11 protein-coding genes and 1 other RNA gene are annotated in these 11,655 nt (G+C 53.2%); 7 read left to right on the forward strand and 5 right to left on the reverse strand.

Going from position 1 to position 11,655, the window contains the following annotated elements:
- Positions 1-46: 46 nt before the first annotated feature.
- Together JFY74_01860 and JFY74_01865 are read right to left on the reverse strand one after the other, a co-directional pair.
- The gene (locus JFY74_01860) at positions 47-403 is read right to left on the reverse strand and encodes a YraN family protein (protein QQG30424.1); all 357 of its coding nucleotides are present in this window, start codon (positions 401-403) and stop codon (positions 47-49) included.
- Complete coding sequence (locus JFY74_01865; protein ID QQG28839.1) at positions 400-2,418, reverse strand: penicillin-binding protein activator; 2,019 nt, start codon at positions 2,416-2,418, stop codon at positions 400-402. The genes JFY74_01860 and JFY74_01865 overlap by 4 nt, the downstream gene beginning before the upstream one ends.
- 61 nt (positions 2,419-2,479) lie before the next feature.
- Here JFY74_01865 and rsmI point away from each other — a divergent pair, with 61 nt between their 5' ends.
- From rsmI to ygiD, 3 genes are all read left to right on the forward strand, one after another.
- A complete protein-coding gene (gene rsmI, locus JFY74_01870; protein QQG28840.1) occupies positions 2,480-3,367 on the forward strand; it encodes a 16S rRNA (cytidine(1402)-2'-O)-methyltransferase in 888 nt (295 codons plus the stop codon).
- A 25-nt stretch (positions 3,368-3,392) separates the two neighbouring features.
- An RNA gene (rnpB, locus tag JFY74_01875) (RNase P RNA component class A) lies at positions 3,393-3,771 on the forward strand.
- A 399-nt stretch (positions 3,772-4,170) separates the two neighbouring features.
- Positions 4,171-4,956 carry a 4,5-DOPA dioxygenase extradiol gene (ygiD, locus tag JFY74_01880; protein ID QQG28841.1) on the forward strand — a complete coding sequence of 262 codons (786 nt, stop codon included), beginning with the start codon at positions 4,171-4,173 and terminating at the stop codon, positions 4,954-4,956.
- Between the two features lie 260 nt (positions 4,957-5,216).
- Here the strand turns inward: ygiD and JFY74_01885 are convergent, their stop codons facing one another.
- From JFY74_01885 to tolC, 3 genes are all read right to left on the reverse strand, one after another.
- Positions 5,217-6,377 carry a glutathionylspermidine synthase family protein gene (locus tag JFY74_01885; GenBank protein QQG28842.1) on the reverse strand — a complete coding sequence of 387 codons (1,161 nt, stop codon included), beginning with the start codon at positions 6,375-6,377 and terminating at the stop codon, positions 5,217-5,219.
- Positions 6,378-6,387: 10 nt separating this feature from the next.
- Positions 6,388-7,062 carry a DUF1190 family protein gene (locus JFY74_01890; GenBank protein ID QQG28843.1) on the reverse strand — a complete coding sequence of 225 codons (675 nt, stop codon included), beginning with the start codon at positions 7,060-7,062 and terminating at the stop codon, positions 6,388-6,390.
- Between the two features lie 265 nt (positions 7,063-7,327).
- Positions 7,328-8,722 carry an outer membrane channel protein TolC gene (tolC, locus tag JFY74_01895; protein QQG28844.1) on the reverse strand — a complete coding sequence of 465 codons (1,395 nt, stop codon included), beginning with the start codon at positions 8,720-8,722 and terminating at the stop codon, positions 7,328-7,330.
- 337 nt (positions 8,723-9,059) lie between these two features.
- On the opposite strand from tolC, the gene nudF reads away from it, so the two are divergent.
- The 4 genes from nudF (at position 9,060) to yqiA (ending at position 11,644) form a co-directional block, all read left to right on the forward strand.
- Positions 9,060-9,692: an ADP-ribose diphosphatase gene (gene nudF, locus JFY74_01900; GenBank protein ID QQG28845.1), complete on the forward strand. Its 633-nt coding sequence runs from the start codon at positions 9,060-9,062 to the stop codon at positions 9,690-9,692.
- A gap of 4 nt (positions 9,693-9,696) precedes the next feature.
- Positions 9,697-10,128 (forward strand): DUF1249 family protein, encoded by a 432-nt coding sequence (locus JFY74_01905; protein ID QQG28846.1) that lies wholly within the window; start codon positions 9,697-9,699, stop codon positions 10,126-10,128.
- A gap of 107 nt (positions 10,129-10,235) precedes the next feature.
- The gene (gene cpdA / locus JFY74_01910) at positions 10,236-11,063 is read left to right on the forward strand and encodes a 3',5'-cyclic-AMP phosphodiesterase (GenBank protein ID QQG28847.1); all 828 of its coding nucleotides are present in this window, start codon (positions 10,236-10,238) and stop codon (positions 11,061-11,063) included.
- Positions 11,063-11,644 (forward strand): esterase YqiA, encoded by a 582-nt coding sequence (gene yqiA / locus JFY74_01915; GenBank protein QQG28848.1) that lies wholly within the window; start codon positions 11,063-11,065, stop codon positions 11,642-11,644. The genes cpdA and yqiA overlap by 1 nt, the downstream gene beginning before the upstream one ends.
- Positions 11,645-11,655: the final 11 nt, after the last annotated feature.

The raw sequence follows: 11,655 nt of genomic DNA on the forward strand, positions 1-11,655 counted from the left end.
CTCTTGCCGCCTGCCTGAAACTTGAATTATTTAGGGTATAAAAATGTTATCCCTGTGCGGTGAAGGCGTTAGGGAGCCAGTCGAACTGTTCGCCCGTAATTGCCAGCACGTCAAAACGGCAATCCACTGTGTCAAAGCTGGCACCTCGCTGCGCCAACCACACGGCGGCGGCGTGCAACAACCGCTGCTGTTTGCGTCGGGTGACGCTGGCTGCCGCATCGCCAAAATGGGCGTTGCGCCGATAGCGCACTTCAACAAACACCCAAATATGGCGATCGCGCATGATCAAATCCAGTTCACCGCCGCGTAGCGTAACATTCGCCGCGGTGAAGGTCAGGCCCGCGCGTTCAAGATAACGCCGGGCTTGTTGTTCGTAAACTGCGCCAGCCGCTCGCTGATTCAGAGAACGGGCACCAGTTGGCCCTGACGATATTGCTGCCAGGTTAGCTGTCGATTGATGGTGCAATCCGGCCCTGAACTCAGCATTCCTGTTGCCCCAGGAATTTGGTGGCCTGGAATCTGGCGCATTTCACCGAAGTGGCTGGCGAGCGTCCAGGCATCCATCCCCATCGCATACAGGCGGACTAACGAGTAATCGTTTTTAAACTGGCTGCTGACCTGCTGCATCAACGCTGGGTTAGCGCCGGCTAACAGTGGGATATCGCTGAACTGCAACCCTTCCATTTCAAGGCGGAAGTCGGGCCCTAACCCAGCCTGGAAGCTACGTGAGCTGGCGTAGAGCGCCGGACGTGCGCGTGACGTGGTGCGCATATCAATCATCGGCTTAATCAGCGCCAATTCATCTGGCGTTGCGATGATATAGACCGCATCGATATTACCGCTGACGGATGAAGTGGACGTAGGCTGAACCTGAGAGGGGATGGTTAAGCCGCCGATAGTGGTGCCCGACGGTGCCTGCTGCTGCGACACGTTAACGGGTTGACCGCTCAGGCTTAAGCCCGCGCCACTATTGATGGCCTGCTTTAATTCCGCCGTGTTGCCAAAGCGCTGTTGCAGCGAGCTTGTGCCGCTTTGCTGGTTCCAGGCCTGCGCGAAGGCGTTAATGATGCGGTCGCCCAGCGCACCGCGAGGGGCTAAGACCAGCGGCTGCTGTTTACCCTGCTGATGGATAAATTTTGCCGCGTCTCGGGCTTCATCCTCTGGAGAGAGGGCGAAATAGCAGATGTTAGGGCTATTTTCGACGTGTTCCGGCTGGTTCAACGCCAAAATATTCAGCGGTGACTGACTGTTCGCCAACTGATCCACTTCATTTTTCAGCAACGGACCGATGACCAGCGATGCACCATCCTGCTGTGCCTGCGTGAGAATATTCGCCAGCGGCTGTGAAGAGGTATCATACACTTTGACCGGGAGTGAGCTGGACAGCCCAGCGCTGGTCGCCTGTGCTTCCGGTGCAGGCGTCGGGGAGGCTACCGCCTGATCGCTGTACGGTGCGGACGATTGGGCACTCTGACCCTCTGACGGTGGGGTAACCTGTTCGGCTTGCGTGGCATCCGCTGACGGTGCGACAGGGGCAGAGACGGCTGCGGTGGCTATCTGGCCGTTCTTTGCTGCGTTAAAGCCTTGCTGGATGGCATTGGCGAAAACCTGCGCCTGACCATTGAGTGGCAACAGCAATGCGATGCTGTTCACCGATGACTGCTGATAGTTAATGACCTGATTCAACTGCGTAGGCAGCGTTTTTGCAGCAGGATGGTGCGGATAGCGGGTTTGCCAGTCCTGAATCGCGCTTTTTAACTGATCGGGAGAAGTCCGGTTATCCTGATAGTTATTGAGCAAATCGACCCAGCCTTGCAGCACATTTTCATTCGCATTAATCAGCAGCGAGTTCGACTCCTGCGGTGACATTTGCGTCAATGCCAACCAGGTCTGATCGAGGTTCATCTGATGCTCGTCGCCTTTCAGCAGCGGCTCTTGAGCGATATAAGCCCGAAGCAGCTCAATGGAAGGACGACCTTGTGCTGTTTTGATTTGCGTCTGGTAGTAACGCTGCTTCTGCTGATCGGAAAGTGCGCCCACATCAAGCTGGCTCAGTGCCGCTTTGGCCGCATCCATATTGTTCTGGGCGACGGACAGTTCCGCACTGAGTAACTGCTGTTCTTGCTTTTGCGCTGCGCTCAATTTTTCTGGCAGCGCATTGAACTGCTGGCTCGCCTGAGGGGCTTTCCCTTCCTGTAGCAGGGAACGAATAGCAAGTAATTGCCAGTCAGCCTTGTTATTATCGCTGCTTTGCTGCATCTGCTGCAGATAATAATCGGATGATGCGTCAGCTTTGCCCTGAACCTCGGGTGGCGGGCTCTGCGGTGCATGGCTTGGACAGCCTGCGAGAAACAGTGCCGCTAACAAAACAGGGATAACACGCCCTGCCTGGGTACGGACGAAATGAAAGGGAAGCATACTGTATCCAGTGATTTTTTTTAAAGATGCTCAATATTAAATCGGCAACCCGGATGAAACAATGAATCAAGACCAACAAGCAGACATTTCTGCATCTACCCTCTACATTGTCCCCACGCCAATCGGCAATCTGGGCGACATCACGCAGCGTGCGCTGGCGGTATTGGCGAGCGTTGATCTGATCGCCGCAGAGGATACCCGCCATACCGGTCTGCTGTTACAACATTTTGCGATTAATGCGCGACTGTTCGCATTACACGATCACAACGAACAACAAAAAGCGGATGTGTTACTGGCTAAATTACAGTCAGGACAAAGCATCGCGCTGGTTTCCGATGCGGGCACGCCGCTGATTAACGACCCCGGCTACCATTTGGTTCGACGCTGCCGCGAAGCGGGCGTTCGCGTGGTGCCGTTACCGGGGGCTTGCGCAGCGATCACGGCGCTCTCCGCGTCCGGTTTGCCGTCTGACCGTTTTTGCTATGAGGGTTTTCTGCCTGCCAAAACCAAAGGACGCAAAGATAAGCTGCGTGAGCTAGGGGAAGAAACCCGCACCCTGATTTTCTATGAATCCACACATCGTCTTTTGGACAGCCTGCAGGATATCAGCGAGGTGCTGGGAGCCGAGCGCTACGTGGTGCTGGCACGCGAAATCACCAAAACCTGGGAGTCGATTCACGGCGCGCCCGTGGGCGAACTGCTGGCCTGGGTGAAAGAAGATGAGAACCGTCGCAAAGGGGAAATGGTGCTGATTGTGGAAGGGCATCAGGTTGATGACAGTGCGCTGTCGGCAGAAGCGTTGCGCACGCTGGCGTTATTGCGTGCCGAGTTGCCGCTGAAGAAAGCCGCTGCGCTGGCGGCTGAAATTCACGGCGTGAAGAAAAACGCGCTTTACCGCTATGGGTTGGAGCAAGAAGGCGATAGCAGTGAATCGGGGGATGACAAGTAGGGCGATTTACCCTATTATCCGCGCCGGAGTTGACCAGACAGTCGCCGCTTCACTGCCGTCCCTTTCGGGGGAGACAGGTGGAGGGGAGGAAAGTCCGGGCTCCATAGGGCAGGGTGCCAGGTAACGCCTGGGAGGCGCAAGCCTACGACTAGTGCAACAGAGAGCAAACCGCCGATGGCCCACGCAAGTGGGATCAGGTAAGGGTGAAAGGGTGCGGTAAGAGCGCACCGCGCGACTGGCAACAGTTCGTGGCACGGTAAACTCCACCCGGAGCAAGGCCAAATAGGGGTTCACATGGTACGGCCCGTACTGAACCCGGGTAGGCTGCTTGAGCCAGTGAGTGATTGCTGGCCTAGATGAATGACTGTCCACGACAGAACCCGGCTTAACGGTCAACTCCCTTCATCATAAAACCCCGCTTCGGCGGGGTTTTGCTTTATGGGGGCAGGCAAGATGAATGACTGTCCACGACGCTTTTTATGAAAGAAAGCGGCTTAACGGTCAACTCCCTTCATCATAAAACCCCGCTTCGGTGGGTTTTTGCTTTATGGGTGCAGGCAAGATGAATGACTGTCCACGACGCTTTTTATGAAAGAAAGCGGCTTAACGGTCAACTCCCTTCATCATGAAACTGCCGCTTTGGCGGGAGGCTTTTTCCTTCATCCTGCCATGTAGGTCATACCTTTCAAATTAATTGATGTTCTCCATCACATAACTCTGACTTTTTCTGTGTCATAAAGCGCGTAAAGTAAGGCCATCGCGTGCGGCTGCACGCTCGCTGACATCTTTCAGAGGATATGACTATGAACAACACTTCCCGGATGCCTGCATTGTTCCTCGGCCACGGTAGCCCGATGAACGTGTTGGAAAACAATGTGTATACGCAGGCATGGCAACGGCTTGGTGAGACGCTGCCGCGTCCAAAGGCGATTATCGCGGTTTCCGCCCACTGGTATACCCGTGGTACGGCTGTGACGGCGATGGAAAACCCGCGCACCATCCATGATTTTGGCGGTTTCCCGCAGGCGCTGTTCGATACCCAGTATCCGGCACTCGGTTCGCCTGAATTGGCGGCGAGAATTCAGCAGGTGTTGGCGCCGTATCCCGTTACCGCTGATAAAAGCCAATGGGGTTTGGATCACGGCTCTTGGGGCGTACTGATCAAGATGTATCCCGATGCGGATATTCCCGTTGTGCAACTGAGTGTGGACGGTACGCAGCCTGCCGCATATCACTACGAATTAGGGCGCAAGCTGGCGGCACTGCGTGATGAAGGCTTCATGATTGTGGCCAGTGGTAACGTCGTGCATAACCTGCGGATGGTGAAATGGGATGGTGATGCAGAGCCGTATCCGTGGGCTATCTCATTCAATCAATTTGTGCGTGATAACTTGGCTTATCAGGGCGACTACCATCCGTTGGTTAATTTTATGCAGCATGACGGTGCCGCATTATCCAACCCGACGCCCGATCACTATTTCCCGCTGCTCTATGTGCTGGGAAGCTGGGACGGCAAAGAGGCAATCAGCATTCCGGTCGATGGGCTTGAAATGGGATCGCTGAGTATGCTGTCGGTGCAGGTGGGGTAATTCGCTTTTTGCGGTAGAAATGAGTAAGGCACGGTTCTCACCGTGCCTTATATACTCGTCATACTTCAAGCTGCATGTATGTTGGCTGCGCTTAAATACTCGGCCCGTCGTGGGCCTCGCCCTAAAGGGCCGCTGCTGGCAGCGTTCAAATCTGCTCCCGGCAGATTTGTCACCCGAATCACTTACCTGAGTAAGCTCATCGGGATGTCTTCTCTTGCCGCCGCCATGCAACTCGAATTATTTAGAGTATATTCTGATGCTTAATCCAGAATGGTGTGCGGATAGAAGCGCGAGAGATCCTGAGTGATCAGGGCGCGATCTTCACGTACGCCGATACCACAAGGTTGATCGTTCACCAGCCAGCTACCAATCAGCGTATAGCTGTCGCCGAATTTTGGCAGTTGATGGTACTGCTGGACGATCATCCCTTCTTCGCCGTAAGGGCCGTCGGCTGACGCAATCTCTTTGCCATTTTCGACGATCTGGATGTTCGCCCCTTCGCGTGAAAACAGTGGCTTAATGACGTAGCTGTCCAGCTCAGGATGTTCATCTTCTGCGAAATAGGCAGGAAGCAGGTTGGGGTGGTTTGGGAACATTTCCCACAGCATCGGCAGCAGCGCTTTATTAGAAATGATGCTTTTCCAGGCCGGTTCCAACCAGCGCACGCCCGCATCTTCCAGCTTGGTGGAAAACATCTCGCGCAGCATGAATTCCCACGGATACAGCTTGAACAGATTACCAATCACCTGATTTTCAGGATCGGTAAACTGGCCTTTCTCACCGAGGCCAATTTCCTCAATGTACAGAAATTCGCTCGGCAGACCTGCTTCCAGCGCGCAATCCTGAAGGTATTGCACCGTACCACGATCTTCTTCCGTATCCTGACAGCAGGCGAAATGCAGCAAGCCGAAGCCGTGATTCAGTTTTAGCTCTTCAAAGCGTTCGATCAGCTTTTCCTGAATGCTGTTGTACTGGTCAGAATTCTGCGGCAGATTTCCGGCGTTGATTTGATCTTCCAGCCAGAGCCACTGGAAAAAAGCTGCTTCGTACAGCGACGTCGGGGTATCGGCATTGTTCTCCAGCAGTTTTGCTGGGGATTTTCCGTCATACGCCAGATCGAGGCGTGAATACAGCGAAGGCTGATTGGTGCGCCATGAATGTCTGACGAATTCCCAGGTGTGTTTGGGAATACGGAATTTAGCGAGCAGCGCGTCGCTGTTGACGACTTTTTCCACTACTTGCAGACACATCTGGTGCAGCTCGGCTGTGGCTTCTTCCAGCTCTTCGATCTGAGCAAGCGTGAACTGGTAGTAAGCCTCTTCGCTCCAGTAGGGCTCGCCATACATGGTGTGGAAACGAAAACCAAATTCGGTGGCTTTTTCCTGCCAGTCAGGACGCGCTGTAATATCTATCCGCTTCATTCAATACGCCTCAGCCGCCCATGCTACGGGAAGAGCTGGAACTTGAACTGGCGCTGCTACGCTGCATGCTGTTTTGCTTCGCGACGGTTTCACCAAAGCCACCACGCGTGATGGTCGAGGTGGTTGCAGGCTTCGGTGCCAATGCGGTTTTAGGCACGGTCATTGAGCGGCCTGTCGTTGCGTTGCCGTAGTTTTTACCCGCGGCATCAACGAACTGACCATTGGCCGGGCTGGCTGGCGTTTTTGGGCTGAACAGCGGCTGCTGTGCGAAACCAGCGCCGCCACCCATCATTCGGCCCATCATGTAACCCGCCATCAACGGCATCCAAGACATACCGCCGCCCTGCTGCGATTCTGCTGCCATACCGGCCTGTGCTGGTGCTGGCGTTTGGGTACACTGCGCTTCGCCAAATTCCGCTACGCAGTCTTCTTTTGTCGCATATTTTGGTGCCGTTTTTTCTGCTTCTTTTAACGCATTATTGTAAGCGGTGGTGCATTGGGCAGCCATTGACGGGTTCGCTGACGAACAATCATCCGCATTCTGGTAGAGGGAGACGGTTTCATCAGTTTGTTCGCAGCCCGCGAGGAAAAATACGGCGCTGACGGCCAAAGCAACAGGTGCCAGACGGTAAGTCCGCCATTCCTTGCGGAACGTTTCCTGATTAATATTTTTTGTACGTTTCATCGTGTTTATCCCAGAGCAAAGCATCACGGCCAATAACAAATAAGTGTCCCTAAGAATAGGGGAACGCTGCTTGAATTTAAAGCGGCAATAGGTGTAACGAAAGGTTTCTTTACGTTGCTATACATTCTGTTATGCAACGTTTCGCTTTATGAAAAATGAACGTGTCTTCTGCAACTTGATGAAGTTGCGTGGTTCTGCAAAAAACATCGACATAAAAAAGGGGAACCGTAGTTCCCCATCTGTATCGATAAACGCGACTCGCTGATTAACGTTGTGCCGAGGCAGTGGTTGCCAGCGGAGCGCTGTTGTCGGTTACGGCCGGCGTGGTCGATACCGGTTGACCCAGTGACGCATTCAGCGCTTGCAGGTCAGTTTCGCTCAATGTGCCCTGTGCGGACTTAATGTTTAACTGATTGATCAGGTAATCATAACGAGCGCTAGAGAGCTGCTGTTTGGCGTTATACAGCGTGGTGGTGGCATCCAGTACGTCGACAATGGTACGTGTTCCTACCTGATAACCCGCTTCCATCGCATCCAGTGAGCTTTGTGCAGACACTTCAGCCTGTTTGTAAGCGTTGATGCTGCTGATGGACGCAGAAATGTTGTTAAACGATGAACGTACTGTCTGGATAACAGAACGGTGTGCGCTTTCCAGCAGCTCACTGGAACTGACGTAGCTGTGCTGCGCCTGTTTCACCTGAGAGTTAGTTGCGCCACCGCTGTAAAGTGGCAGAGTGAAGTTGATCCCCACTTTGTGTTGCCCAGCGTCTGAATCGTTAAACGAGTTGCTGTTATTCGTCCGTGAACCGGAATAGCGAGTATCACTCACGCCCGTCGATGCAGTGAGATCCAACGTCGGCATATAGCCTGTTTCGGCGGAGCGAATCTGCTCGCGCGCCAAATCCTGACTCAAACGTGCGGACAACAGGTTCAGGTTGCGGTTTTCGGCTTCTTTCAGCAGGTTGTTAACCGCTTCAGGTTTCTGGGTAGAGAAACGCTCGATGTTCAGCCCAGCCAGCTGTGGGTAGAAATTGCCAGTAATCTGACGCAGTGATTCCAGCGCGTTATCCAGCGTATTGCGAGTCAGCACTTCATTTGCCAGCACGCTGTCATACTGTGCACGGGCGTTCTGGACGTCGGTAATCGCGACCAGACCCACGTTGAAGCGCTGTGTCGTTTGATCCAACTGGCGATAAATCGCCTGCTTCTGTGCGTTGATGTAGGACAGCGAATCAATAGCGCGCAGCACGTTGAAATAGGCGGTTGCCGTATTCAGCATCAGGTTTTGTTGAGCGGTCTGATAGGTGACGTCTTCAATACCCGCTTGTTTTTCCTGCAACGTCAGCGCACGCCATTTGGACATGTCGAACAGGGTCTGGGTCAATTGCAGTGAAGCGCCTTTGACGTTGCTGTCGACGCCTTTGCTGTCACGGTAGCCCCTGTTATAGGTATAGTCGGCCCCTAGACCGAGCTGAGGCAGTAACGGGCTGCGCGCTTGATTAATTTTTTCAAACGCGGCGTCGCGGGTTGCCGCAGAGCTGCGTAAATCAGGGTTGGTGCTTTTTGCCTGCTGGTAGACCTGTAACAGGTTTTCCGCCTGACTCATGGCGCTAAAACCGCCCAGGCTCAGACCAATAAGAAGAGGGAGCAATTTCTTCATTTGCATTCCTTGTTGTGCAGCAATCTCGCTATGGTAGCGCTGTCTGTAGACGAATAATTGTCGATTCTATCAGAATCTGCCAATAGGATAAGGTAGCTGAACGTGCCATCTTTCAGCGGAATATGCCCACAGGGTCAGGTAAATTGACCTGTAGGATGATTCAGTGCGGCGTTTTGCTGTTCAGTCAGACACCGAAAAGTGATGCGATGGATGGGAATCCCCCTCACTTAGCCGACGTCACGCCTAATAAACGTTCAAAAACAATGATGAGTATAATGACAGCGGATTCCGCCATACAATACCGGATTCCATTAATACTTGTTACAGGAGTACAGCCATGTCGTCTTCCGCATCCGGTCCGGTTACTTTCACCAAAGATGATGTAGAAATTATTGCACGCGAAACGCTGTACGACGGTTTTTTTTCGCTGGAGCGTTACCGTTTCCGTCATCGCCTGTTTAATGGTGGTATGAGCGGCGAAGTCAGCCGCGAGATTTTAGAGCGTGGCCATGCTGTGGTGTTGCTGCCTTACGATCCGGTGCGTGATGAAGTGGTATTAATAGAACAGATTCGTATCGCTGCCTACGACACCAGTGCTTCTCCCTGGCTGTTTGAGCTGGTGGCTGGCATGATTGAGCCAGGAGAAAGCCACGAAGCGGTGGCGCGGCGCGAAGCAGAGGAAGAAGCCGGATTAAGGGTTGGCCGTTGCCGACCGATAATCAACTATCTTGCTAGCCCCGGCGGCACCAGCGAGCGTCTGGCGGTGATGGTGGGCGAAGTGGATACGCGTACAGCGAAAGGCATTCACGGCCTGGCGGAAGAGAATGAAGATATCCGCGTACATGTGGTGAGCCGTAAACAAAGTTATCAATGGGTTGAAGAAGGTATTGTTGATAACGCCGCATCTGTCATTGCCTTGCAATGGTTGGCATTGCACCATGAAGAACTGAAACGTGAGTGGGTGGATTGAATTTATGAAACGTTATACTCCGGATTTCCCAGCCATGATGAGGCTATGTGAAACCAACTTCATGCAATTGCGGCGTTTGCTGCCAAAAAATGATGAAGTTGGCGAAATCGCGGTTTATCACGTCAATAATGCGGTCTACCAACTGACGATTCTTGAGTCTACTCGCTATACCTCATTGGTCGAAATTAAGCAGACAGCGCCCACTGTCAGCTACTGGAGCCTGCCAATGATGAGCGTTAGGTTGTATCATGATGCGTTGGTTGCGGAAGTGTGTGCCAGCCAGCAGATCTTTCGTTTCAAAGCACGTTATGATTATCCTAATAAGAAGTTACATCAACGTGACGAAAAGCATCAAATTAATCAGTTTCTTGCTGATTGGCTAAAGTATTGTTTGGCGTATGGTTCGATGTCGATACCGGTTTTTGATACCCAATAGATTTCAATACGCAGGAAAGTGGCTGGCGAGCCACCAAGGGAAACCAACGTATTCTGCAATTTGAAAGATGACGGGTAGAGACAGATTTACGTAACCAAGGACACCATTTGGAAAGCCTGTTGACACTGCCTGTGGCGAGTGGCGCCAGAGTCAGGATTTTACAAATAACTGATACCCATCTTTTTGCGGGCGAGCATGAAACCTTGCTGGGTATCAACACCTATCGTAGCTATCACGCTGTGCTGAATGCCATCAAGGCTCGGCAGGATGCGTTTGATTTGATCGTCGCGACGGGCGATTTGGCACAGGATCACACGCTGCAAGCCTATCACCATTTCTCACGCGGGATTGCGCATATCCCTGCACCTTGCGTATGGCTTCCGGGTAACCACGATTTCCAACCGGCGATGGTCGATGCGCTGGCTGACGCCGGCATTGCACCGTCCAAGCATGTGCTGCTGGGCGACAAGTGGCAGATCATACTATTGGACAGTCAGGTGTTCGGCGTGCCGCACGGTGAGCTGAGCGAATACCAGCTTGAATGGTTAGAGCGCAGCCTGAAAAGTCAGCCTGACCGCTTTACGCTGCTGTTGCTGCACCATCATCCGCATCCTTCCGGCTGTACCTGGCTCGATCAGCATAGCTTGCGTAACGCGCATAATCTTTCTGCGGTACTGGATCGCTATCCACAGGTGAACACCGTGCTGTGTGGGCATATTCATCAGGAAATGGATTTTGACTGGCATGGTCGCCGCTTACTGGCCACGCCGTCGACCTGCGTACAGTTCAAACCGCACTGCACTAACTTCACGATTGATGATGTGGCGCCGGGCTGGCGCTATCTGGACCTGCTGCCGGATGGCCGTCTGGAAACCGAGGTCTATCGTCTCTCAGGCAGCGAATTTCTGCCTGACATGGATTCGGACGGTTACTAATGCCAACGCTTCTTTATCTGCACGGCTTCAACAGTACGCCACAGTCGGCGAAAGCGACGGCCCTGAAAACGTGGCTGGCAGAGCGGCACCCTGAAATTGACATGGTGATTCCCCAGCTTCCACCGTATCCGGCGGAAGCAGCTGAGATGATGGAATCGCTGATTATGGAGCGGGCCGGTCGTCCGGTGGGCATTGTTGGCTCTTCCCTCGGTGGTTATTATGCCACCTGGCTATCCCAGTGTTTTATGCTGCCTGCCGTGGTGGTGAATCCTGCGGTGAAGCCGTTTGAACTGTTGCTGGACCATCTGGGAGAATATCAGAACCCCTACACCGGTGAACAATATGTGCTAGAGTCTCGGCACGTGTACGATCTGAAGGTCATGCAGGTTGACCGACTGGAATCGCCGGATTTGCTCTGGCTGCTGTTGCAGACGGGGGACGAGGTTCTGGACTATCGTCAGGCAGTCGCGTATTACACGGCCTGCCGTCAAACTGTGGAGTCAGGGGGCAATCATGCCTTTGTTGGGTTTGAGCACTTTTTCACACCAATTGTGAATTTTTTAGGGCTCACGACAGACTGAATCGCTGCATA

The organism is Pectobacterium carotovorum, assembly GCA_016415585.1.
Lineage (GTDB): Bacteria > Pseudomonadota > Gammaproteobacteria > Enterobacterales > Enterobacteriaceae > Pectobacterium > Pectobacterium carotovorum_K.